At 72.1% G+C, this 23,283-nt stretch carries 24 protein-coding genes; 13 read left to right on the top strand and 11 right to left on the bottom strand.

Going from position 1 to position 23,283, the window contains the following annotated elements; all coding sequences use genetic code 11:
- The first annotated feature begins 74 nt into the window (after window positions 1-74).
- The 5 genes from OG429_RS04540 to OG429_RS04520 all read left to right on the top strand — a co-directional run bounded on the left by OG429_RS04540 (window position 75) and on the right by OG429_RS04520 (window position 6,920).
- The gene (locus tag OG429_RS04540) at window positions 75-1,568 is read left to right on the top strand and encodes a long-chain-fatty-acid--CoA ligase (RefSeq protein ID WP_328923975.1); all 1,494 of its coding nucleotides are present in this window, start codon (window positions 75-77) and stop codon (window positions 1,566-1,568) included.
- A 223-nt stretch (window positions 1,569-1,791) separates the two neighbouring features.
- On the top strand, window positions 1,792-3,186 hold the full coding sequence (locus OG429_RS04535) for an MFS transporter (RefSeq protein ID WP_328923974.1): 1,395 nt from the start codon (window positions 1,792-1,794) through the stop codon (window positions 3,184-3,186).
- A 77-nt stretch (window positions 3,187-3,263) separates the two neighbouring features.
- Window positions 3,264-5,177 carry a helix-turn-helix domain-containing protein gene (locus OG429_RS04530; RefSeq protein WP_328923973.1) on the top strand — a complete coding sequence of 638 codons (1,914 nt, stop codon included), beginning with the start codon at window positions 3,264-3,266 and terminating at the stop codon, window positions 5,175-5,177.
- Between the two features lie 150 nt (window positions 5,178-5,327).
- Window positions 5,328-5,618 (top strand): hypothetical protein, encoded by a 291-nt coding sequence (locus OG429_RS04525; protein ID WP_328923972.1) that lies wholly within the window; start codon window positions 5,328-5,330, stop codon window positions 5,616-5,618.
- 132 nt (window positions 5,619-5,750) lie between these two features.
- Window positions 5,751-6,920, top strand: a complete 1,170-nt coding sequence (locus OG429_RS04520; protein WP_328923971.1) for a hypothetical protein — start codon at window positions 5,751-5,753, stop codon at window positions 6,918-6,920.
- A gap of 32 nt (window positions 6,921-6,952) precedes the next feature.
- Here OG429_RS04520 and OG429_RS04515 read toward each other — a convergent pair whose 3' ends face one another.
- From OG429_RS04515 to OG429_RS04495, 5 genes are all read right to left on the bottom strand, one after another.
- Window positions 6,953-7,471, bottom strand: coding sequence for a MepB family protein (locus OG429_RS04515; RefSeq protein ID WP_328923970.1), 519 nt, complete (start codon window positions 7,469-7,471; stop codon window positions 6,953-6,955).
- Window positions 7,472-7,540: 69 nt separating this feature from the next.
- Window positions 7,541-8,161 (bottom strand): L-threonylcarbamoyladenylate synthase, encoded by a 621-nt coding sequence (locus OG429_RS04510; RefSeq protein WP_328923969.1) that lies wholly within the window; start codon window positions 8,159-8,161, stop codon window positions 7,541-7,543.
- A gap of 93 nt (window positions 8,162-8,254) precedes the next feature.
- Window positions 8,255-8,485, bottom strand: a complete 231-nt coding sequence (locus tag OG429_RS04505) for a DUF6296 family protein (RefSeq protein ID WP_328923968.1) — start codon at window positions 8,483-8,485, stop codon at window positions 8,255-8,257.
- 158 nt (window positions 8,486-8,643) lie between these two features.
- Window positions 8,644-9,075, bottom strand: a complete 432-nt coding sequence (locus OG429_RS04500; protein ID WP_328923967.1) for a VOC family protein — start codon at window positions 9,073-9,075, stop codon at window positions 8,644-8,646.
- Window positions 9,076-9,308: 233 nt separating this feature from the next.
- Window positions 9,309-9,821, bottom strand: a complete 513-nt coding sequence (locus OG429_RS04495; RefSeq protein WP_328923966.1) for a pyridoxamine 5'-phosphate oxidase family protein — start codon at window positions 9,819-9,821, stop codon at window positions 9,309-9,311.
- Window positions 9,822-9,965: 144 nt separating this feature from the next.
- Here OG429_RS04495 and OG429_RS04490 point away from each other — a divergent pair, with 144 nt between their 5' ends.
- Complete coding sequence (locus tag OG429_RS04490; protein ID WP_328923965.1) at window positions 9,966-10,913, top strand: DUF5996 family protein; 948 nt, start codon at window positions 9,966-9,968, stop codon at window positions 10,911-10,913.
- On the opposite strand, the gene OG429_RS04485 is transcribed toward OG429_RS04490, so the two are convergent.
- Complete coding sequence (locus OG429_RS04485) at window positions 10,876-11,352, bottom strand: MarR family winged helix-turn-helix transcriptional regulator (protein ID WP_328923964.1); 477 nt, start codon at window positions 11,350-11,352, stop codon at window positions 10,876-10,878. The genes OG429_RS04490 and OG429_RS04485 overlap by 38 nt on opposite strands.
- A gap of 90 nt (window positions 11,353-11,442) precedes the next feature.
- Here OG429_RS04485 and OG429_RS04480 point away from each other — a divergent pair, with 90 nt between their 5' ends.
- Window positions 11,443-12,291, top strand: a complete 849-nt coding sequence (locus tag OG429_RS04480; RefSeq protein WP_328923963.1) for an SDR family NAD(P)-dependent oxidoreductase — start codon at window positions 11,443-11,445, stop codon at window positions 12,289-12,291.
- Window position 12,292: 1 nt separating this feature from the next.
- On the opposite strand, the gene OG429_RS04475 is transcribed toward OG429_RS04480, so the two are convergent.
- Entirely contained in the window at window positions 12,293-12,916 is a 624-nt protein-coding gene (locus OG429_RS04475; protein ID WP_328923962.1) for a class I SAM-dependent methyltransferase, read from the bottom strand.
- A gap of 176 nt (window positions 12,917-13,092) precedes the next feature.
- Between OG429_RS04475 and OG429_RS04470 the strand changes: the two genes are divergently transcribed.
- Window positions 13,093-13,953 (top strand): ATP-grasp domain-containing protein, encoded by an 861-nt coding sequence (locus tag OG429_RS04470; RefSeq protein ID WP_328923961.1) that lies wholly within the window; start codon window positions 13,093-13,095, stop codon window positions 13,951-13,953.
- Between the two features lie 59 nt (window positions 13,954-14,012).
- Window positions 14,013-15,245: a hypothetical protein gene (locus OG429_RS04465; protein ID WP_328923960.1), complete on the top strand. Its 1,233-nt coding sequence runs from the start codon at window positions 14,013-14,015 to the stop codon at window positions 15,243-15,245.
- A gap of 7 nt (window positions 15,246-15,252) precedes the next feature.
- Here the strand turns inward: OG429_RS04465 and OG429_RS04460 are convergent, their stop codons facing one another.
- Window positions 15,253-16,497, bottom strand: coding sequence for an FAD-dependent monooxygenase (locus tag OG429_RS04460; RefSeq protein WP_328923959.1), 1,245 nt, complete (start codon window positions 16,495-16,497; stop codon window positions 15,253-15,255).
- Window positions 16,498-16,988: 491 nt separating this feature from the next.
- On the opposite strand from OG429_RS04460, the gene OG429_RS04455 reads away from it, so the two are divergent.
- A complete protein-coding gene (locus OG429_RS04455) occupies window positions 16,989-18,227 on the top strand; it encodes an MFS transporter (protein ID WP_328923958.1) in 1,239 nt (412 codons plus the stop codon).
- A gap of 3 nt (window positions 18,228-18,230) precedes the next feature.
- Here the strand turns inward: OG429_RS04455 and OG429_RS04450 are convergent, their stop codons facing one another.
- Entirely contained in the window at window positions 18,231-18,701 is a 471-nt protein-coding gene (locus OG429_RS04450) for an RICIN domain-containing protein (protein ID WP_328923957.1), read from the bottom strand.
- A gap of 2 nt (window positions 18,702-18,703) precedes the next feature.
- Between OG429_RS04450 and OG429_RS04445 the strand changes: the two genes are divergently transcribed.
- Window positions 18,704-19,012, top strand: coding sequence for a hypothetical protein (locus OG429_RS04445; protein ID WP_328923956.1), 309 nt, complete (start codon window positions 18,704-18,706; stop codon window positions 19,010-19,012).
- Between the two features lie 142 nt (window positions 19,013-19,154).
- On the opposite strand, the gene OG429_RS04440 is transcribed toward OG429_RS04445, so the two are convergent.
- The gene (locus OG429_RS04440) at window positions 19,155-19,313 is read right to left on the bottom strand and encodes a DUF6126 family protein (RefSeq protein ID WP_328923955.1); all 159 of its coding nucleotides are present in this window, start codon (window positions 19,311-19,313) and stop codon (window positions 19,155-19,157) included.
- Between the two features lie 260 nt (window positions 19,314-19,573).
- Here OG429_RS04440 and OG429_RS04435 point away from each other — a divergent pair, with 260 nt between their 5' ends.
- Both OG429_RS04435 and OG429_RS04430 read left to right on the top strand, forming a co-directional pair.
- Complete coding sequence (locus tag OG429_RS04435) at window positions 19,574-20,407, top strand: PP2C family protein-serine/threonine phosphatase (protein ID WP_328923954.1); 834 nt, start codon at window positions 19,574-19,576, stop codon at window positions 20,405-20,407.
- Between the two features lie 74 nt (window positions 20,408-20,481).
- Entirely contained in the window at window positions 20,482-21,483 is a 1,002-nt protein-coding gene (locus OG429_RS04430) for an MASE1 domain-containing protein (protein ID WP_328923953.1), read from the top strand.
- Between the two features lie 129 nt (window positions 21,484-21,612).
- On the opposite strand, the gene OG429_RS04425 is transcribed toward OG429_RS04430, so the two are convergent.
- Window positions 21,613-23,271 (bottom strand): serine/threonine-protein kinase, encoded by a 1,659-nt coding sequence (locus tag OG429_RS04425; RefSeq protein WP_328923952.1) that lies wholly within the window; start codon window positions 23,269-23,271, stop codon window positions 21,613-21,615.
- Window positions 23,272-23,283 lie beyond the last annotated feature (12 nt).

Below are 23,283 nucleotides of genomic sequence, written 5' to 3'. Positions count from 1 at the left end.
GGTCACCCCTCGTGACGTGATCCGCCCCGGGCTGCCTCGTCGCAGGCCGAGACGAAGCCAAGGAGATTGCCGACATGACCAACCTCGCCACGTTCCTGGTGGACTCCGCCGCGGCCCAGGGCGATCGCATCGCCGTCCGCCAGGACGACAGCACGCTCACCTACGCCCAGTTGGACGACGCGAGCGCCAGAGTCGCCGCCCTCCTGCGCGACCGCGGCGTCCGGCCCGGCGACCGCATCGCGCTGACCATGCCCAACGTGCCGCTGTTCCCGGTCGTCTACTACGGCATCCTGCGGGCCGGCGGCGTGGTCGTGCCGGTGAACCCGCTCCTCAAGGCCCGTGAGGTGGCCTTCACCCTGCGTGACTGCGGGGCGCGGATCGCGCTGGTGTTCCCCCTGTTCGCGGACGAGGTCACGAAGGCCGCCGCCGAGACCGGAACCGCATGCCTGGTGACCGGCCCCGCGGACTTCGACGACATGCTGCGCGCCCACGAACCGATGTCCGGCGTCGTCGACCGTGCCGACGGCGACCCGGCCCTCATCCTCTACACCTCGGGCACGACAGGGACGCCGAAGGGGGCCGAACTGTCCCACCGCAACCTGGCCACCAACACCGCCACCGCGGCAGAGACGCTGTTTCGGGTCGGCCCCGACGACGTGCTCTTCGGCGGCCTGCCCCTCTTCCACGCCTTCGGCCAGACCTGCGCGCTCAACACGGCCGTCGCCGCCGGCGCCACACTGACCCTGCTGCCGCGGTTCGAGCCGAGGCGCGCCCTGGAGATCATGGCCCGCGACGGGGTCACCGTGTTCCTCGGCGTGCCGACGATGTACGCGGCGCTGCTCCACGCCGAGCTCCCCGCAGGCTTCGACGCCACGGCGCTGCGCCTGGCCGTCTCGGGCGGCGCCTCGCTTCCGGTCGAGGTGCTGCACGGCTTCGAGCGGCGCTTCGGTGTCACCGTCCTGGAGGGATACGGACTCTCCGAGACCTCACCGGTCGCCGCCTTCAACCACCCCGACCGTCCGCGCAAGCCGGGCTCGATCGGGCAGCCCGTCCGTGGAGTCGAGATGAAGCTCGTCGCCGAGGGCGGGGGCGCGGTGCCCGGGGGAGAGGTCGGCGAGATCGCGATCCGCGGCGAGAACCTTATGACCGGCTACTGGAACCGTCCCGAGGCCACGGCGGATGCGGTCCGCGACGGCTGGTTCCACAGCGGTGATCTGGCCCGTGTCGACGAGGACGGCTTCTACTTCATCGTCGACCGCAAGAAGGACCTGATCATCCGCGGTGGCTACAACGTATATCCGCGCGAGGTCGAGGAGGTGCTGTACGAGCACCCGGCCGTCGCCGAAGCCGCCGTCGTCGGCGTGCCGCACTCGTTCCACGGCGAGGAGATCGCAGCGGTGGTCGCGCTCCTGCCCGGTGCCCATGCCACGGCCGCGGAGATCCGGGACTTCGTCAAGGACCGGGTGGCGGCGTACAAGTACCCCCGGATCGTCACCTTCACGGCCGAGCTCCCCAAGGGCCCCACGGGCAAGATCCTCAAGCGCGAGATCGTCATCACCGGTCGGTGAACCACGCGCCGACGGGTGGTCGCGGCTCTCCGGCGTGCGGGTCAGGACGACGACGGGCGGCCCGGGAGGGCCTGCCCGCGTACACGTTTGCCTCCCGAGGTGTGGTCGCCCGGCACATACGTGGTCGCCTGATTGTGATGGTCGACCACATATGCCACTGACCAGGGGACTTCTACGTTGTGCCGACACGGAACGTCCCCGCGACCACCTGGAAGTGGTGCACATGGTCTCCCCCGCAACGGCTGCGCCGGCCCGGTCGGGCATCGCGCGAATCATCAGCGCGAGCCTGATCGGCACCACCATCGAGTGGTACGACTTCTTCCTCTACGGCTCCGCCGCCGCGCTCGTCTTCAACAAGCTGTTCTTCCCCAGCAGCGAGCCGCTGGTGGGCACGCTCCTCGCCTTCCTCACCTACGCGATCGGCTTCGCGGCCCGCCCGCTAGGCGGCGTGGTCTTCGGCCACTACGGAGACAAGATCGGCCGTAAGAAACTGCTCGTGCTCAGCCTGCTCATGATGGGCGGCGCCACCTTCGCCATGGGCCTGCTCCCCACCCACGCGAGCATCGGCGTCGGCGCACCGGTCCTGCTCACCCTGCTGCGCCTGGTCCAGGGCTTCGCCCTCGGCGGCGAGTGGGGCGGCGCGGTGCTGCTGGTCTCCGAGCACGGCGACGACAAGAACCGCGGCTTCTGGGCCTCCTGGCCCCAGGCCGGCGCTCCCGGCGGCAACCTGCTCGCCACCGGCGTCCTCGCCCTGCTGGCCGCCGTCCAGTCCGACGAGGCCTTCCTCGCCTGGGGCTGGCGGATCCCGTTCCTGCTCTCCGGTGTGCTCGTGGTCATCGGCCTGTGGATCCGGGTGTCGGTGTCCGAATCCCCGCTCTTCCTCGAAGCACAGGCCAGAGCCGCCGAACAGGCCGCCGCGGGCGCCGGGGAGAAGCCGCCCGTGGTGGAGGTGTTCCGTACGAACTGGCGAGGAGTGCTCACCGCGGTCGGCACCCGTCTCGGCGAGAACATCTCCTACTACGTCCTCACCGCGTTCCTGCTCGTCTACGTCACCACCCACCTGGGGCTGTCCAAGAGCGACGGCCTGAACGCCGTACTGATCGGCTCCGCCGTCCACTTCGTCACCATCCCGGCGTGGGGAGCGCTGTCGGACCGGATCGGCCGCCGTCCGGTCACGCTCATCGGCTCCGTCGGGATGACCGGCTGGGCGTTCGCGTTCTTCGCGATGCTCGACTCCAGGTCCTTCCCGGTCATCGCCACCGCCGTGACCGTCGGGCTGCTCTTCCACGGCGCGATGTACGGACCGCAGGCGGCCTTCATCTCCGAGATGTTCGACACCAACGTCCGCTACTCCGGCGCCTCGATGGGCTCCCAGCTCGCCTCGATCATCGGCGGCGCCCTCGCCCCGATCATCGCGGTGGCCCTGCTCGACGACTACGGCTCCTCCCTGCCGATCTCGGTCTACCTGGCCGCGGCGGCGGTGATCACGAGCGGAACCGTCCTTGCCGCCAAGGAGACACGCGGGCGTAATCTGGCCCGGTCGTACAGTGCGACCCCCGTTCCGGTACCCGGCCGACGTCAGGCCGGGGCCGGATCGATGTCCGCCGAGCGCACTTAGGCCCTGTCGTAGCGGGGGCGACCCTGCGGGCCGCCCCCTTCATACGCCCCGCGTCCAGCAGCACGGAGAAGCCCGACATGCCGACCACCGTGAAGAGCCCGGGCGACGACGCGGCGTGGAGCGCCCTGCGGCAGCTGCTGGACCTGCTGGCGCAGGGCGCGCCGGCCGAGGACTTCGCGCAGCCGGCCGAAGCGGCCCGGCAGGCGGACCTCTCCGCGTCGCAGACACGGGCGATCACGGAGGCCACCCAGGTGGCGCTCGCCATCCGCCGCACCCTCAGCCAGCACCGCCGGCGCGAAGCCGAACTGGCGGCCCTCTTCGACACGGCCGGCGACCTCGCGGCGCTGCGCGACCTGGACGCCGTCCTGCGGGCCATCGTCCACCGGGCCAAACTCCTCCTCGGCACGGACGTCGCCTACCTGTCCCTCAACGACGACGAGGCCGGCGACACCTACATGCGGGTGACCGACGGCTCGGTCTCCGCCGCCTTCCAGCAGGTACGACTGGGCATGGGGGAGGGCCTGGGCGGGCTGGTCGCCGAGACGGCCCGCCCGTACACCACCGGCGACTACCGCGACGACCCGCGCTTCAAGCACACCGCCACCATCGACAGCGCCGTCGCCGAAGAGGGACTACGGGCCATCCTCGGCGTCCCGCTGCGCCTGGGCAGCCGGGTGATCGGCGTCCTCTACGCGGCCGACCGCACGTCCCGTACCTTCACTCCGGACGAGGTCGCCCTGCTCGCCTCGCTCGCCGACCACGCCGCCATCGCCATCGACGGCGCCCGGCTCCTGGAGGAGACGCGTACCGCGCTGGTCGACCTCAACGCGGCCTCCCAGACGATCGAGGCCCACAACCAGGCCATGCGGCGGGCCGAGGACGCCCACGACCGGCTGACCGACCTGGTACTGCGCGGAGCGGGCATCACCGAAGTGGCCACCGCCATCGGCACCGTCCTGCAGGGCGGCATGCTCATCCACGACGCGGACGGAACCGAACTCGCCCGGGCGGGCGCGGACCCGCAGCCACCGCCGCCCCAGGCCGTGGCGGCCTCCCGGGCGGGTGGCCGTGCCGTTCCCGTCAAGGGCACCTGGGTGTGCGCGGTCCTCGCCGGACACGAACTCCTCGGCAGCATCGCCCTGACCGGCCGCCCCGACCTCACCGACGCGGACCGACGGCTCTTCGAACGGGCCGGCGTCGTCACCGCCCTGCTCCTGCTCCTGCGCCGTTCGGTCGCCGAAACCGAGGACCGCGTACGCGGTGAACTGCTGGGCGACCTCCTGGGCCGTGCCGCCGACCCCGCCGGTCTGTCGGCCCGCGCCCGCCGGCTCGGCGTGGACCTCGGCCGGCCGCACGCGGTGTTCGTCCTCCACGCGGACGCCGTCCCCCGCCCGCGGCTGCTGGCCGCCGCCGCCCGTACCGCGCAGGCGCGCAAGGGCCTGGCCGGGCAGCACCACGACGACGTGGTCCTCATCTGCCCCTCGGAGGACCCCAGTACGAGCGCGGCCGCGCTCGCCGCCGAGCTGGGCCAGGCCGTGGCCGTCCCGGTCACCGTCGGGGCGGCGGGCCGCCCGGTGACCGGCCCGCCCGACTTCGCCGATGCGCACGCGGAAGCGCGCCGCTGCCTGGCCGCCCTGCACGCCCTCGGCAACCGGGGGACCGGGGCCGCCCTGGCCGACCTGGGCTTCGTCGGCCTGCTGCTCGGCGACCGGACGGACCTGGGCGGCTACGTACACCAGACCCTGGGCCCGCTGCTCGACTACGACGCGAAGCGCGGCACCGACCTCACCCACACCCTGCGCACCTATTTCGCGCTCGGCATGAGCCAGGCCAGGACCAGCGTGGAACTCCACGTCCACATCAACACGGTGGTCCAGCGCCTGGACCGCATAGGCCGCCTGCTCGGACGGGACTGGCAACGCCCGGAGCGGTCCCTGGAACTCCAACTGGCCCTGCGCATCGACCAGGTGTCAGCGGCCCGCACCGACTGAGCGGCCTCGGGGACGTGCCCTACTTCCCCGAGGCCGCTTAGCCTTCCGGCACGGTGTCCACCGCCGCCGCCTGACACGTGGCTGATACCGATTCGGTTGCGACCGTGCGCCGCCTCGTACCCGACGTGTTCCCACGGCAGTTGCAGAGGCATGGAAGCCATCCACGAGACGTACGCGGTGCTCGACGGCGCCTACTGGCTCGACGACACCGGAACCGACACCGGCACCGGCACCGACGGTGACCGTGCCCACTGCGCCCGCTGCGCGCGCCCACACGGCGCCGGCGCCCCCGACGCCGTGCCGGAGCCCGGGCAGAAGGGGTTGCTGGAGCGGCTCCAGTCCGCCCTCACCTGCGCCAACGCCGGCAGGTTGCGAGCCGTCATGCTCACCTGCTCGGTCGGCACCTTCATCGCGGGCGCGGAGGCGGCGCTCCGCCGCTGAGCGGTGAACGCCGTTCATCCCCAGGGAACATGAGACCGTCGCCGGGTCCGTCGGCTTTGATCGACTGCGGTGCGGCGGCCTAGCATGTGCACGCCAGAACCCCCTGGTGTCCGTCGTCTACGAAAGCAGCACATGCGTATCAAGCGGATACTCGCCGCGACCGCCCTCCTCGCTTCCCTCCCCGCACTCGCCGCCTGCGAGGACGCCGAGCCCGGCGCGGCGGCCGCGGTACCGACAGCCATCGCCGGCGCCCCGGAAGCGGCACCGACGTCCCTGGCCGAAGCGCAGAAGTACGTCCAGCGGTACGCGTCGTGCGAGAAGATGGGCACGCAGGCGGACGACAGCCGACTGCCGCTGACCGACCTCACGACGGTCGGGAAATGGTCCGTGACCGAACGGGGCGTGTGCAGCGACCGCGTCGAACACGGCGAGATCATCTTCTACATGGCCTCGGACATGAAGGAGTTCCAGGCGGGCTACAAGCAGCGCGTCATGGAGCAGATCGCGGCCGGCAAGGCGACGTACGGCCTGAACAGCCGGGTGTTCGTCGGCAAGAACTACGCCGTCACCCCGACCAGCACCAAGACGGCTCTCGCCCTCGCCCGGTCGGACCTGCGCATCCTCACCTGCAACCCGACCTTCGGCGTGCCCAAGGGGTACAAGAAGGAGACGGCGCTGGTCGACGGCTGCGTACTCAGCGACTTCGTCGGGAGCGCGGACGGCAGTGGCAGCCCGAACTTCGAGACCCCGCAGGACGACCCGGCGGCCGCGGCGTCCGAGAAGCCGGGCCAGCCGGCGCAGGGCAGCCTCGGCCTGCCTCGGGCCGGCAGCCTCGACGAGCTGAAGAAGATGGTCCACCCGAACATCGTCGACTGCACGAACATGTCCACCGCTCCCGATGCCGTCGCCATCCAGTCGATCGACTACCTTCCGGTCGTGGCCGGTGACCCGCTCGGCTGGGGCGTCAAGGAACGCGCCGTGTGCGGTGAGCCGGCGGGGGAACGGCGTGCCCACGACCTGAACTGGCTGGACGTCGTCCGTGACATGAAGACCCTGCAGCTCAAGGCGAAGGCCGCCCAGCAGGCCGATCTGAAGGACGACGGCCGCCTCAAGGCGACCGCCAGCAGGCTCCTGGTCGGCGAGAACATCGCCGTGGAGACCAACAGCCGGGAAATCCGGCACGGCCTTTACCAGTTGCAGTTCCTCTACTTGAACTGTGAGCCCGGCTTCAGTGCCCCGGCCGGCTACCGGCTGGAGAAGTCCCAGGTCGAGGGCTGCGTCCTCACGAACTACGAGCACTGACCGCGAGCCGGTCCGGTTCGCCGGGCCGGGGGTCAGTCGCGGGCCCGGTAGAGCTCCTGGGCGCGGGCCGTGTCCACGGGCCCGTCGAGGCTCAGGAAGTGCTCCAGCTGCCATGCCTGCGCGGCGCCGGCCTGGCGGTTGGTGGTGGTCACCCAGGGCGGGTAGACACGGAAGGCCCGCTTCCCCCCGGAGCCGTCCGTGGAGACGACGCCCCGTCGGCGGAGCACCTCCGGCGGGAAGACGAACTGGCCGGAATGATCCTGGTCGCGGGTGGCGATGACGAAGAGGTCGATGTGATCCGCCGCGTCGAACGGCTGGATCGGGCCGCCCGGGGACCTCTTCCACACGGTGACGAACTGGCCGACCTTGGTCGGTGTCGTCCTGGCCGCGCGGAACCGGACCGAGCGGCCGTCAAGGGTGAACTCGCAGGCGGCGTACGCGGCGCTCTCGGGTTCGGGGACCGGCGGCGAGCAGCTGAACCCGCACGGGTCGTAGACGAGCGCCTTCGCCGCAAGGAAATCGCCGTGGGCCGGAGTGTGCTTCGTCGTCATCCGGCCCACTCTGCCATGATCCCGGCCGACCGGCCGACCGGAGCGAGGCCGGCGGGACGCCGAGGCCGCCTACTCGAAGCGCGAGGTGTCGCCCGCCCCCGGGCGCACGATCTCGGCCTCGCCGCTGGAGAAGTCGATGACGGTGGTGGGCTTGGTCCCGCAGTCACCCGAGTCGAGCACGGCGTCCACCAGGTGCTCGAGCCGTTCCTTGATCTCCCAGCCCTGCGTCATGGGCTCGTCCTCGTCGGGCAGCAGCAGGGTGCTGGAGAGCAGGGGCTCACCGAGTTCGGCGAGCAGGGCCTGAGTGACGACGTGGTCGGGAATCCGGACTCCCACCGTCTTCTTCTTCGGGTGGAGCAGCTGGCGCGGCACCTCGCCCGTCGCGCGGAGGATGAAGGTGTACGGGCCCGGTGTCGCCGCCTTGATCGCGCGGAACACGTCGTTGTCGAGGTACACGAACTGGCCCAGCTGCGCGAAGTTCTGGCACACGAGGGTGAAGTGGTGCCGGTCGTCGAGATTCCGGATCGACCGGATCCGGGCCATGCCGTCGCGGTTGCCCACCTGGCAGCCCAGTGCGAAGCACGAGTCCGTGGGGTAGGCGACGAGCGCGCCGGAGCGGATGCTGTCCGCGACATTGCCGATGGTGCGAGGCTGGGGATTTTCGGGGTGCACGTCGAAGTACTTCGCCATCCACCGAGCGTACAGGGAGCCGACGGCGGCCCCGAGCCGCGGCCGACCCCGTGAGAACGCAGGGGCCGGGCCGGGCCCGGACCGCCCTGCCTTTCAGTCCGGCAGCGGGTGGGCCTGGACCCCTTGGGCGGGTACTTGCTGGCTGCTCGACGGGAGCATGCGGACTTCGCCCTGGTCGCTGATCTCGGCCTGGACGATGCCGGTCTCGTCGGAGTACACGGGATGCCCGCCGGGGCCGCTGCGGTCCGTACGGGTCACGACCACCACGTCCTGGCCGTCCGCGTCGCCATCGGGGATCACCAGCTGGTACCTCTCCGCGTGCATGTCGCTCCCTTCGGCAGGCCGCCCCGCAGCTTCATCATGGGGGCCGGACGCCGAGACCGCATCGCCGCGCGACCACAGGGAGTGAGCGACTCCCTCCGGCAGCCCTCCCCCCGGCAGCCGGCGGGCTGCCGGGGGAGCCCGCGCGGGTGTCCGCGGCCTTACGGGCGCGCGTACGGCCGCGTCATGATCTCCATGTTGTGGCCGTCCGGGTCGGCGAAGTACGCGCCGCGACCGCCGAAGAGGTGGTTGATCCGTCCGGGTTCGGTGTGGCTCGGATCGGCGTAGTAGGTGACGCCGACCGCCTCCAGCCGGGCGATCATGGAGTCGAACTGCGCGTCGGGCACGAGGAACGCGTAGTGCTGCGACTGGATCGGCTCGTCGCGCATCTCGTAGTAGTCGATCGTCACGCCGTTGCCGAGGTCGACGGGCAGGAACGGCCCGAACGGGCGGCCGACCTCCAGCCCCAGGATCGCGGCGATGAACTCGGCCGACAGGTGCCGGTCGGCGGCGTACACGGCGATGTGGTTCAGCTGGACGGCGGTCACCGCCGTGGGCTCGAACGGGTGAGAGTACTGCTGGTCGTACGACATCGGTGAGGTTTCTCCGGGTCTTTGGGATCCGCTGGAACGGGGCGCCCACGCGGGGCGCGGGAAGCGAAGACGCGGAGAAGTGGCGGGCCTCGTGCCCGCCTCGCGCTCACGCGGAGGCCGGGAGTCCCACTCGTGTATGGCCCATGGCCGACCCGGCAGTCACGTGAGCGACCGTAATACGTCTCACGGGGCCGGAGCAAGATCTTTTCCGGGGCGGCCCCAGGGGCCGTCGGTCAGGAGAAGAGCCAGCGCGTCTGGCTGTAGCCGCCCTTGCCGAAGCCGAAAGCCGTGCGCGGGGGAACCGAGAAGACCAGGGCCTCGCCCGCTTCGGGAATGACGAACACTCCGTCACCCACCTCGAAGTGCCATTCGGCGCCGTACTTCGCCTCCCAGGCGGCGGCGAGCTCGCGCAGCCGGCCGGAGTCCGTCACACGGGCCGCCTCGCCTTCGACGACCAGGTCGAAGCCTTCGTGGAGGGCGTTGCATCCGGTGGTGAGGACGACGTGCGCGTTGCCCCGGAGGTTCTTGGCCTTGCGTTCCTCCGGGCCCGTGCAGAAGTGCAGCGCGCCGTCCGCCCAGACGCCGATCAGCGGGGTGACGTGCGGCCGTGCGTCCGGGCGTACGGTCGTCAGCCAGTACAGCTCCGCCTCGGCCAGCCGGCTGACGGCCTGCGACCACGGCACGGCCTTCGCCCGCTCGTCGCTGTAGCGCTCGTCCAGTTCGGTGCGGGGTTCCTCGTCGGGCATGGGGTCTCCTCCTGACGCAGTCGGCCTCCAGCCTGTGCCCTGGTGGCCCGGCCGTCCACCCCGGGAGCGGCGCGGGCGAGGTGCCGTGGGCGGGGGCGGGGGCCATCATGGGAAAGGGGAAAGCACCTGGGAGAGAGGGACACCATGGAGCTGTTCCCGCCGATACCGCTCGCCGAGTGGCGGGACACCAAGGAAACCCTGCACCGCTTCGCCCAGATGGTCGGCAAGGTCCGCCTCGCGGCGGGCGTCCGGCGCAACCACTGGTGGAACGTGCCGTTCCATCTCACCGGACGCGGTATGACCACACGCCCGACCGGGCGGGCCGACGGAGGTCCGGTCTTCACCGTCGACTTCGACTTCGTCGACCACCGCCTCGTCGTCGCGACGCTGGACGGTACGTCGAGGTCGTTCCCGCTCGAGGGCCAGTCCGTGGCCTCCTTCCACCACGAGCTCCTGGCCGCGCTGGCCGCGCTGGGAGTCCGGGTGGACATCCCGGTGCCCCGTCCGTACGACCTGCCCGACTCCGCCCGGCCGTTCGCAGAGGACACCGAGCACGCGACCTACGATCCCGGCCACGCCCGGCGCTACTGGCAGGTGCTCAGCCAGGTCGCGCTGGTCCTGGAGGAGTTCGCCGCCGGATTCTCGGGAAAGGCCAGCCCGGTACACCACTTCTGGCACACCTTCGACATCGCCCACACCCGGTTCTCGGGGCGTCGCGTCGACCCGCCGTCCGAGGTCGACCCGGTGACCCGGGAGGCCTATTCGCGAGAACTGATCAGCTTCGGGTTCTGGTTCGGCGACGACACCATGGGCGAGCCGGCGTTCTACTCCTACACCGCCCCCGAACCCGCGGCGCTGACCGAGGAGCCGCTCAGCCCGGCTCCGGCGCGCTGGATCGAGTACAACGCCGGTCACCTGGCCGTACTCCCGTACGAAGCGGCCCGCGCCGAGAGCGATCCCCGTTCCGCCGTCCTCGACTTCTACGAGAGCGCGTACCGGGCCGGAGCCGGGCGGGCCGGCTGGGACGCCGGCGGGTTCGCCTGCCCCGGTGGCGTCACCGACCCGTGGCGGGCGGTACCGCACGGCCCTTGAGCTTGGCCCATACGGTTTCCAGCGCCTGGACGTCCGCGTCGTCCAGGCGGTCGTCGAAGACCTCCCGCAGGGCCTCGCGCCGGGTGGCGTCCGCCCGGGCGAAGGTTTCGCGGCCGTCGGTGGTGAGCGCGACGCACACGGAACGGGCGTCGCTGGGGGAGGGGAGCCGTTCCACCAGGCCGCGGGCCTGGAGCTGGTCGACCACGCGCGAGACCTGGCTGCGGCTGAGCAGGGTCTTGGCCCCGAGATCGGAGGCGGCGACCGGCTCGCTCTGCCCGTTCAGCCAGAGCATCACCTCGAACCAGGACAGCGGCAGGCCGTGGGCCCGTGACAGGGCCTGGTCGATCCGGGCGGAGAGCGTGGTGCCCGCCCAGATCAGACCGTAGAAGGCATGATCGCGGGAGGTGAGGTCACCCATGGTGAGGTCGGTACGGGCCATGGGAAAAGGGTACCCGTTTGCGTGTGTGCGCACATATCTCTATGGTGTGTGTGCACGCACATAATTCTCGCCCTGTGTCTGGAGACCCTCATGAGCACGACCCCCAAGACCGTCCTGATCACCGGCACGTCCTCCGGAATCGGCCTCGCCGCCGCTGTCGCGGCCGCGGAGGCCGGCTGGCAGGTCATCGCGACCATGCGCGACACCGGCAAGGCCGACCCGCTCCGCCGCGCGGCCGCCGAGGCGGGCGTCGCCGACCGTGTCGCGGTCAAGCGCCTGGACGTGGTCGACGCCGGCTCCGTCACCGGCTGCCTGGAGGAGGTGCTCTCCGAGTACGGCCGTCTCGACGCGGTGGTCAACAACGCGGGCGCCGGCCGGGTCGGCACGATCGAGCAGGGCACGATGGACGACGTCCGCGCCACCATGGAGGTGAACTTCTTCGGCGTCGTGGAGGTCACCCGCGCCGCCATGCCGCACCTGCGCGCCTCGAAGGGCCGCGTGATCACCGTCACCAGCGTCGGCGGTGTGATCGGCCAGCCGTTCAACGAGGCCTACTGCGCGGCCAAGTTCGCGGTCGAGGGCTTCATGGAGTCGCTCGCCCCGGTCGCCGCGACCGTCGGCGTCGACATCACCGTGATCGAACCCGGCGCGGTGGCCAGCGAGTTCGTCGCCAGCGTGGGAGTGGACGTACCGGCGATGCTCGCCGCCGCCGGCCCGTACGCCCCGGCCCTCGGGTCGTACATCGACCGCACCATGAAGACCTTCACCCAGGCCCAGACCTCCGCAGAGGCGGCCGCTCCGATCGTCGAAGCGCTGACCGCCGAGAAGCCCGCCTTCCGCGTGCAGACCTCCGACTGGGCCCGCGAGTTCGTCTCCGCCAAGCTCGGCGACCTGGACGGCTCGGCCGTCCAGACCCAGACGGGTGGCTGGGTCCGCTGACTCAGGGAGACAGGGCGACGCCCAGGGAGACCGCGGCCAGCACCTTGGGAGCGCCTTCCTCGTAGAAGACGTCGAGTTCCTCGATCCGGAACCCCGCGCCGGTCAGCATGTCGACGACCGGTCGGGTGAGGTGACATCCCCCGAAGACGTGCCTCTGCACGGGTTCGATCCGTCGCTGCCAGCGGCGTACGTTCTCGTCCTGTGCCGGGGCGAGCCCGTGTTCGAGGAAGTGCAGGGTCCCGCCCGGCTTGAGGACGCGCCGCACCTCACGCAGGGCCGCGTCGGCGTCGGGGATGGTGCACAGCGTCCAGGTGGACAGGGCGGTGTCGAAGGCGTCGTCCTCGAAGGGCAGGGACTGGCCGTCCAGTCCGGCCCGCCGCACCGGCACGCGCGCAGCCCCGACGCGGCGGGCGGCGAGCTTCCACCCGACATCGGACGGCTCGACCGCGGACACACGGGTCACGGCCTGCGGGTAGAAGGGAACGTTGTGGCCCGAACCGAAGCCGATCTCCACGACGTCACCCGTCAGGCCCACGCAGACCCGGCGCCGCAGCGGCCGGGCCGTCCTGAGCCCGCAGACGGCATCGAGGATCCGCGGCAGGACCTGGTCGGCGTAGAACCCCATGGCTGCCTCCGTGTCTCCATCCCAGCATGGCACCGGGGCGGGGCGCCGGCCCCGCAGGCGCCCCGGGCGGGGTTCCGTAGGGTGGGCGGCGCAAGCCGTTCGGGGAGGGGTGACGTATGACGCGAGCAGGTACGGGTACAGGCACGGGTTCGGGACCGGCGGCGGGTGGCTCGGCCGTGAAGAGGGTGGCACTGGCCACCGACGCGTTCGGCAGGGAGCAGGACGCGCAGCTGCCGGTGCTGGTGGCGGCGCTGCGCGCGCGAGGGATCGACGCGGTGGCGGTCGACTGGGACGACGCCGGATTCGACTGGGCCGCGCAGGACGCCGTGGTCATCCGGTCCACCTGGCAGTACACGGACGGGCTGCCGGAGTTCCTGGCGTGGGCCGACCGCGTCGGCGCGGTGACCTCCCTGCACAGCCCCGCCGAGGTGGTGCGCTGGAACAGTGACAAGACCTACCTCGCGGAGCTCGCGGCCCACGGGGTCCCGACGGTGCCGACCCGTTTCATCGCACCCGGCGACGCCGTCCGGCTGCCGGAGGACGGCGAGATCGTCGTGAAGCCGTCGGTGTCGGCCGGAGCCCGGAACAGTGCCCGGTACACCCTCGCGCAGCGGGACGCGGCCGAGGCGCACGTACGGCTGCTGCACGAGGGCGGGGAGACCGCGATGGTCCAGCCGTACATGGAGCGGATCGTCGACGGCGAACGCGCGCTGGTCTTCCTGGGAGGCCGGTTCAGCCACGCGATGCGCAAGGGGCCGGTCCTCAACGACACCGGCCGCATCGACAACGCGCGCGTACCCCACCCCGACCTGGTCCGGCACGTCCCCGACGCGGTCGAACGGGCCGTGGCCGCGGCGGCGCTCGCCACGGTGGCCGTCCCGGCGGGCGGCCCACTGCTGTACGCGCGGGTCGACCTCGCACTGGCCGGTGACGGGTCCCCGGTGGTGATGGAGCTGGAGCTGATCGAGCCCAACCTCTTCCTGACGGAGGCCGAGGGCGGCGTCGAGCGCTTCGTGGAGGCCGTCGCCCGGCTGTGAAAGCGGACGACGTCCGGGGTGCGGCTCCGGGAACCGGAGGATGTGAGTACGGTCTGTTCATGCACATCATCGGGCCGACGCAGCAGCGGGGGCATGTACTTCTCGTCGCGGGGGACGTCGCCGTGCGTCGCCGCAGTGTTCAGGTGGCGCCCAGTGCGAACGTGGCGGCGCTCGGGGTGGTGCCCGTCTCCGCTCTCCTGAACAGCGGGATCCCCAGCGACACGACGTATCTGGACGGGGTCCGGGACCCGAACACGGCGCTGACGAGGCTGCGTACGGCCGCCGCCACGCCGGGACCGCTGCTCGTCTATCTGTCGGGCCGGCTCACGGTCGACCGCCGAAGCCGCCGGCTCCACCTCGCCCTTGCGGGGACGACGGCCGCCTCGGTCCGCTACACCGCGCTGCCCTGGGAGTGGCTGGGCGCGGAGCTGGGCGGTCGGCCTCCCGGGCTGACCACCGTGCTGCTCGACCTCGCGGCGGACAAGGAGGCGTGGCCGCTGTTGCAGGAGTACGGCAGCCTGCCCGCCGCCCCCTCCACCGAGGTGTACGGAGTGGTCTCACCACCCGGCTTCACCGGCGGCGGGAACGTCGTGAGCAGCTATACGCGGCACTGGATCGACCAGCTCCGCTGCAGCCCCTCCCGGCCGGCCAACCTCCAACTGCACGTCCTCGCGGTGAGCGCCGCCGCGCTGCCGCCCGGTGCCCTCGTCCTGCCCACCGCGCGCGAGCTCGGAGTGCCGGCCCAGGACCCGGTCGCGGCCCCGGGACGCACCGCTGACGGCGCGCCCCACCAGACCGTTCCGGTCGGGCAGCAGGAGGCAGTGCCCGGTCCCCGGCCGGTCTCGCCCGCGCCCGAGGCCGTTCAGGACCCTCGGCCGCACATCCACGCCCTTGCCACATCGGGCCGCCACGCGGAAGCCGCCACCCTCGCGCAGGCGTGGGAGCAGCACGCCTCGCGGGCGTACGGATTCACCTCGCCCGAGTCGGTCCAGTGGGTGGAGATCCGAGCCGATCTCGCCCGTATGGCGGGTGACTTCCGGCTGGCCACCCGGCTGTGGACCGGCGTCGGCCGGACCCGCCTGGGCTACCAGCCCCCGGACGCGGCCGAAGTCCACGCGGCGGCCGCCGGCGCCCTCTACTGCTGGACGCAGCTGAAGGACGGGGCGGAGGTCCGCGAAGCCGGCACCGAACTGATGGACCTGCTGCGCTCGCTGCCGTCGGTCGACCCCAAGTACCTGCACCTGGCACAGCAGCGGCTGGAACTCCTGCACCGCGCGCCGAGCCACCACTGACGGCGGCTCAGGAACCGCGGGGAGCGGTCATGGCCTGGCCGCCGATGCCGGGTGCGCCGCCGAGCTGCCCCTGCCACCAGGTCTGCATGTCGCGCGGGTGCATGGCCGCCCAGGCCGGGGTCCGCTCGACCTGGGCGCGGCCGAGTCGGCGGGCCAGCGCGACCAGTTCCCGTCCGGCTGCGCCGCGGGCTTGCTGATAGCCGCGCAGGAGTTCCTCGAAGGAGTCGCAGCGGCGCCAGATACCGGCGACGGCAGTGGCGTCCTGCAGGGCCTTGGCGGCGCCGCTCGTGTTGTGCGGGCGTACGACGCTGGCCGCGTCCCCCACGAGCAGCAGCCGGCCCGCGGTGGTACGCGCGGTCTCCAGGTCGTAGATGGGCTGGACGAAGGTGTCCGCCGGGTCCGTCAGCGCGAGCGCCCGCCCCCAGTACGGCGGGAACTCCCGGTCGAGCAGCGCATGGAGCTGCCGGGCCAGTCCAGGGGTCAGGGCGCCCGGCGGGAAGCTCGTGGGGTCGTCGAAGCGCAGCTGTCCGTCCGGCGGCGGCGAGGCGTAGAGCACCCAGTTCACGCGTGGCCCGTCCGGCCCCGGGATGCGGTAGATGACGCACGTACCGCCGGGGAAGCAGACGGTGGTGACCGCGTCCGGCGCCGAGTCCGCGCCGCCGCCGATCTCCGCCAGCCGCGCGGCGTCGAAGTTCCCCCGCCAGCACACGTACCCGGCGTAGTGCGGCCGGGATTCGGGGCAGACCGCCTCGCGGACCACGGAGCGGTACCCGTCCGCGCCGACGACGAGGTCGTACGACTCGACGCGGCCGCCCGCGAGCCGCACCTCGGCATGACCGGCCCCGGTGCCTGCGGCGCCGGTCCCCGCCACGCCCGTGACCGTCTCCCCCTGCCGGTAGACCACCGAGTCCGGCACCGACTCCCGCAACCCGCGCCAGAGCAGGCCCCAGTGGTAGGAGTGGAACGGGAACGGCTGCTCCCAGATCACCCGCCCACCCGCCTGCGCGGGGTCCCGGACCACCCAGCGCCGCCGCTCCAGCCGGTGCGCCGCGATCCCCTCGGGCAGCGCCCCGCTCGCACCGAGCTCAACGGCCCGCTCGTTGTTGATGCACAGCCCCACGCCCCGGTCCGCGAGCCGCCCGCGTGTGCGCTCCAGGACCACGACCTCACCGGCGCCTGCCCGCGCCGCCGCCGCGGCCAGTGCGCAGCCCGCGATGCTCCCACCGACCACGGCGACCGTTCCACCCAGCATGACCGTCTCCTGCTCACCCGTGATCCGCTGCCCAGGGGCGCCACACGCTACTGAATCAGGGGCGGCGCCGGAGCCGAAACCGGGACGGGGTGGCGGGCGTCTCACCCCTGGGGGTGGTGTTCAAGCCAGGCCCCGGAGTCGTCCACGTGACCGGATCGGCTTCGTGATCAGGCCCGGCCGAACCAGTCCTGGTCGTCGGCCCATTTCCACCCGGACGGGCCCGTCGGCCTGGGTACCGTACGGCCGGCGCGCCTCCATTCGCGTACCAGCCGGTCGTAGATCGGTGATCCGGACTCGGCCGGGGACGGCCCGGGCGGTCGGGGGATCCTGGCTCTGTCTTTCGCGGCGAACGTCGACTCGTGCATACGTGGCTCAACGATTCTGCTGCCCCGACTGTGGCGGTGCGTGACCGTTTCGTCACCAGCCGGGGGTTATGGTCGGCGTTCTGTGAAGAAGTGAGCGCTGATGAGCGAGATCGTCGAGGAGATCCGGTGTCGTCGACGTCCCGTCCGGCCGAAGGGGTTCGCCGCGGGTGGAGCCGGTGCGTGCTCGCCGGGGCGGTGTTCGCCGTGTGCATGGCCGGCACCACGCTGCCGACCCCGCTCTACGGGCTCTACCAGGAGAAGTTCGGGTTCTCCGAGCTGACGGTGACCGTCGTGTACGCCGTGTACGCCTTCGGGGTCATCGGCGTACTCCTGCTGGCGGGCAACGCCTCGGACGCCGTGGGGAGGCGGCCGGTGCTGCTGGCCGGGCTGGGATGCGCGGCGGCGAGCGCCGCCTGCTTCCTGTGCGCCACGGGGCTGGGCTGGCTGTACGCGGGGCGGCTGCTGTCGGGACTGTCCGCCGGCCTGTTCACCGGGGCCGCCACGGCGTACGTGATGGAGCTGGCGCCGTCCGGCGGCGCAGCCCGGGCCACGTTCGTGGCGACCGCCGCCAACATGGGCGGGCTGGGCTGCGGTCCGCTGATCGCCGGTGTGCTCGCCCAGTACGCGCCCTGGCCGCTGTACCTGCCCTTCGCCCTGCACCTCGTACTGGTGGCGGGGTCGGCCGCCGTTCTGCTGCGGCTTCCGGAGACCGTACGGGAGCGCCGGCCGCTGAGCACCGTACGGCCTCAGCGGCCCGGGCTGCCCGCGCAGGTGCGGGCGGTGTTCGTACCCGCGGCGATCGCCTCGTTCGTGGGCTTCGCGCTGTTCGGGGTGTTCACCTCGGTCAGCCCGGCGTTCCTCTCGCAATCCCTGGGTGTCGACAACCACGCCGTGACCGGGCTGGTCGTCTCGCTGGCCTTCTTCGCGTCGACCGCCGGGCAGCTGATGGTCGGCCGGGTCGGGGTGGGGCGGTCGCTGCCGCTCGGCTGCGCCGGGCTCTTCGCCGGGCTGGCGCTGCTCGCGGGCGCGCTGCGGTGGGACCTGCTGGCCCTGGTGGTGCTGAGCGCGGTCGTCGGCGGGGCCGGGCAGGGGCTGGCGTTTCGCGGGGCGCTGTCCGCGGTGGCCGGGGCGTCCCCGGCGGACCAGCGTGCCGCGGTGATCTCGACGCTGTTCGTGGTGGCGTACGCGGGCATCTCGGTGCCGGTGATCGGGGTGGGGGTACTGGTGGGGCCGATGGGTCTGGAGGGAGCGGGGCTGGTGTTCATCGCCTGCATGGCGGTACTGGTCTCGACCGCGGGTGTCTACCTGCTTCAGCGGCCGGCGCCCGCGGGGTCCGGGGCCGGGTCCGGTTCCGGACCCCGGTAGTCCTCAGGTGCCCGGCTCGATGAGGAAGCGCTGCCCCTCCGCGTCCCGCGCCGTGCACGGCGACTGCTGGACCGGTGTGCGCAGCCGCACGGCGTCCTGCGCCACGGTCAGGCACATGCCGGTGTGCGTCGGGAGGATCCGGAACTGCCGGCCCGGGGCTTCGGGCACCGCCTCGATGCGGAAATCGATCCAGTCGTGCGGGGTGCAGTAGTCGTCCCCGGCCCGTGCACCGGCTTCCTTGGACGCGTTGATGATCCCCACGCAGCCGATGCCCGCCACCGGGTGATCGGTCTGGATGCGGTGCGTTCCGGAGGCTCCCGGTACCAGGGACATCGGTGGGAACGCCGTCGCGCACTCGTCGAGGTAGAGGGCGCCATCCCCGTCGGCGAGTTCGGACAGGCACAGCCCCGAGCGGCTCGCCCGGATCCGTACCGGTCCTGCCGCGACCGCGGCGTCCGTGACCCCCGGGGTCACGCATGAAGAAGATCCTCGCCGTGACCGCGGCGACAGCGGGACTGGCCCTGTCCGGGCTCGTGCTCCCAGCGGTCGCCACCGCGGCCCCCACCGGCGCCGGCAGTGGCTCGCAGGCCGCCGCCTGCTCGAAGTGGATCGACTACACCGATCGCGGCCGCGCCCACGCCAGCTGTTCCGGAGTGGACGTCAAGGTCTACGTGAAGTGCGCGAACGGCCGTACGTACGGCAGCGAGGCCTGGCGTTGGGGGTACAACAAGGCCGAGTGCCCCAGGGGCATCGGAGCGACCAGCATGTCCGTCCAGACCCGCTGACCCCGGGCGCCTGGTGACCCGGAAGGGACGGCACGGGGCGTCCCTTCCGGATCCGCCGGGCGGATCCACGCCTCCACGAAGGGCGGCCGCCTCCCGTCAGCGCGGGTTCGTCGCGCTTCTGGCACCGGGAGGCGGCCGCTCCTCATTTCTGGGCGTGCTGGCCCAGGTAGAAGAGCAGCCAGATGAACCCGGCGAACAGGTGGGTTCCGCAGATGTAGAAGAAGGCCCGCAGCGCGACGCCCTTCGCCTTCCAGTTCTCGTGCTCCGCCGCCGCGTTCTTCTGGGGCCCGTCGTCCGTCATGACTGCTGCTCCCTCCATAACTCATGAATTGCAGAATTCTGCAAGTCTAGCGGAGCGCGGGCGCGGCCCCGATGGCAGAGACCTCCGTGCGGTGCGGACATCCGGGGGCCGCACCGCACGGATCTGCTCCGACCTCCACCGCGAACGACAGCGGTGAGGGCCCGGCGGGGGCGCTCGTGATGTGGTCAGCGGGTCTTCGAAATATGATGAACCTGGATATTTGTGCCAGGCCCTGATGTGGGCGTACCCCGGAGCGGTCCATGACCTCCCATAAGTCCACGCGGTCGGTGACCGCGGACGACTTGCTGACCAGACTCGGGCGGCTCACGGCCCAGGCGAGGGAAGGGGCCGAGTTCCACCAGGTTCGGGTGGAGCTGGCCGAAGCGCTGCAGCGGGAGATCCTTCCGGCGTCGCTTCCCGGCGCTCCGGGGCTGCGCACGGCGGCCCGGTACGCGCCCGCCCGTCACGGCCTGAGCATAGGCGGCGACTGGTACGACGGCTTCCAGCTGCCCGGCGGCGCTCTGGGGTTCTCCATCGGTGACGTGGAAGGCCACGACGTCGAGGCGGCCGCCTTCATGGGGCAGGTGCGCATCGCCGTGCGTGCGGTGGCCGCTTCCGCCGCCGACCCGGGTGAGGTGCTCAGCCGGGCCAATGACCTGCTCCTCTCTGTGGACCGCGATCTCTTCGCCACCTGCACGTTCCTGCGCTTCGACCCCGCCACCCGGGAGATCCAGAGCGCCCGCGCCGGCCACGTGCCCGGGGTCTGGGCCACGGTCGACGGCGCGTACGGCATCGTGGAGGACGAGGGCGGCCTGCCGCTGGGCATGCTGCCCGGCTCGGAGTACGCCGTGACCCGACGCAGGCTGGATACGGAAGGCTCGTTCGTCCTGGTCACCGACGGAGTGGTCGAAGGGCCGGCGTTCCCGATCGAAGCGGGTCTGGAGCGGGTGGCAGAGGCGGTCAGGGCGAGGGCGGGCGCGGATCCGGGCGAGCTCGCCACCGAGGTGATGAAGGTCGCCGATTCCACCGGCCACCAGGACGACGCGGCGGTGCTCGTGCTGCGCCATGAGGCCGTTCGGACCCGGCCCGGATGACGTACCGGATGACGTGGACGGCGTCGTAGCGCGTGTCACGCTCCGTCGGCGGGCCCGTGCTGTTGTCTGATGAAGTGATGCGCACCGAGGCCTTCCGACGTCCGTGCCTGGCGGTGCTCCGGATCCTCCTCGTCGCCGCCGCCTACTACGTGGGCGGACGCGTCGGCCTGCTGCAGGAGGTGGTGATCGAGGGCGCGACCGTCACGCCCCTGTGGCCGCCCACCGGAATCGCCGTCGCCTGCCTGCTCTGGATGGGAATCCGCGTCTGGCCGGGGATCGCACTCGGAGCCTGCCTCGTCATCCAGTCGATCAGCCCGATCGACCTCGTCGGCCTCGCGATCGCCGCGGGCAACACCCTCGCTCCCGTCTGCGCCTGGCTGATGCTCCGGCGGATCGGCTTCCACGTCGGGCTCGACCGGTTCCGGGACGGGGTGGCCCTGGTCTTCCTGGGCGGCCTGGTTCCGATGCTGATCAGTGCCACCGTCGGAGCCTGGGCGCTGGTACTCGCCGACAGCCTGCCGCAGGGCGGATTCTGGACCGTGTGGTGGACGTGGTGGGCGGGCGACGCCATGGGCGTACTCGTGATCACGCCGCTGCTCCTGGTCCTGCGGGAGGCGAACCTGCCCACGGGCGCGTACCGGTGGGCCGAAGCGGCCGCCCTGCTGGTCTCGGCCTTCGCCGTCACCTACCTGGCGACCACGAGCCAGCTGGCGCTGCTCTTCCTCGTCTTCCCCCTCCTCATCTGGGCCGCCCTGCGCTTCCAACTGGAGGGGAGCGCGCCCTGCATGCTGATCGTGTCCGTGATGGCGAACGCGGCGGCGATCGCCCAGCGCGGTCCCTTCGCCGACCACACGCTGGTCGAGGCCATGGCCAACCTCCAGGCGCTGAACGGCAGTGCGGCACTGACCTCGTTGCTGCTGTCGGCGCTCGTCACCGAGCAGAAGGCCATCCGCCTCGGGATCGAACGGGCGTGCCAGGACCTGGCGGAAGTGGTGGAACGGCTGGCGCCGGGGAGGGTGACCACCCGCTGGCCGCCGGAGGAAGAGGACGGTCCGCGCGGGGGCGGCGGCGGATAGAGCCCATCCGGCCCGCGACCGCCCTCGGCGGGGTCGTGACGTGGCGCGGGGTCAGCGGAACAGCTGGCCGCGCACCGCGCCGTCGGGGGCGGTCCGCACGCGCTCCGCGAGCGCCGCGTCCGGCGGCCGTCAGCAGGGGGTCGACGGTCCCTTCTGCTTCGTGAGGTTGTCGTCGGACATCCAGCCCGACGTGTTCGTACCGTCGATCCGGACGTAGGTCCACTTGTTGCCGTGCGCGTTGACGACGTAGCAGTGGTACCAGAGCTTCGTGCCCGCCTTGGCCAGGGACACCGCGGGACACGTCTGGTACGGCCCGGTTTCCAGGTGGTACTCGCCGGACATGTAGCCGTAGGTCCCCGGGGCCGGATCGCGATGGCTCCAGCCGCCGCAGCTCGTCGACACCGGGGTGGGCTTGGCCGCCGAGGACGCCGACGCCCGGGGCGTTGTGACGGGCTTCGCGGAAGACGTGGCGGACGGCTTCCCCGAGGAGCCGGCGGAGGGCGGGGCGCTCGGCGCGGCCGCCCCGCCGGACACGCCGCCCGCGCTCGGCCGACCGCTGTGCGATGCCGGGCCGGCCCCGGGCTTCGCCGCGTGAGTACGGTCACCGCCCTTACCGCCGTGCCCGTTCATGACGGCGTACGTGACGCCACCCGCGGCGAGTACGACGGCTGCCGCCGCCGCGATGACGGTACGGCTGCGGCGCGACGGGCGGCCCCCGGCTGCTCCGGCGTGCGGCGTCGGCGCGCCGGGCGGCGGGTAACCGGTGTGCGGCGCAGGCTGCGGGAACGGCTGCGGCCGCTGGTACGCGGGCGGAGGCCCGAAGCCGGCAGCAGGTCCGGGAGCCGGCGACGCGACGACGGACGGCGCGGGGGGAGTGGGCGGGCCGACGACGGGCGCATGCGTGGCCGCGATCGGAGGGGCCGCTTCCCCGCTGCTCGCGGCCACCTGCCGCAGCATCGCGCGCGCCCGGTCCGCGGTCGGCCGGCCCTCCGGATCCTTCGCCATCAGCGCCTGGAGGACCGGGGCGAGCGGTCCCGCCCGCCGCGGCTCGGGCAGCGGTTCGCCGACGATCGCCGACAGCGTGGACCAGACGGAGGTGCGGCGGAACGGCGAGGTGCCCTCCACGGCCGCGTACAACGTCATGCCGAGCGACCAGATGTCGGAGGCCGGACCGGGCTCCCTGCCCTGCGCGCGCTCCGGCGGCAGATAGTCGAGGGACCCGACGATCTCACCGCTGCGGGTCAGCTTGGCCATGGCGTCGTCGTCGGAGGCCTCCATGCTGGCTATGCCGAAATCGGTGAGCACGACCCGGCCGCCACGCTCCATCAGCACGTTCCCCGGCTTCACGTCCCGGTGCAGCACACCGGCCCGGTGCGCGGCGTCGAGCGCGTCCATCAGCTCGGCGCCGATCGCGGCGGCCTCGTGCGGCGCCAGCGCTCCTCGTTCCGCCAGGACATCGTCGAGCGAAGGCCCGTCGACGAGTTCCATGACGATGACCGGCAGGCCCTCGTCGTGGGTCACGTCGTGCACGGTGACGACGCCGCGGTGCCGGATCCGGGCGGCGGCCTGCGCCTCCCGCTGCATCCGGGCGCGCAGATCGGCCAGTTCGGCGGCGGACGCGTCGGTGTAGGCCCGCAGTACCTTGACGGCGACTTCCCGGTTGAGCAGTTCGTCAACGGCCCGCGCGACGACTCCCATACCGCCCCGCCCGATCATGGAGGTCACCCGGTAGCGGCCTCCGAGGACCTTGCCGACCAGTTCTCCGCCCTGCGCGTCCCCCGTCGGCACCGCACACTCCGT

Source organism: Streptomyces sp. NBC_00190 (genome assembly GCF_036203305.1).
In the GTDB taxonomy this organism is placed as follows: domain Bacteria; phylum Actinomycetota; class Actinomycetes; order Streptomycetales; family Streptomycetaceae; genus Streptomyces.
Note: the sequence above shows the minus strand (reverse complement) of the source record. Positions and strands in the feature narration are given on the sequence as shown.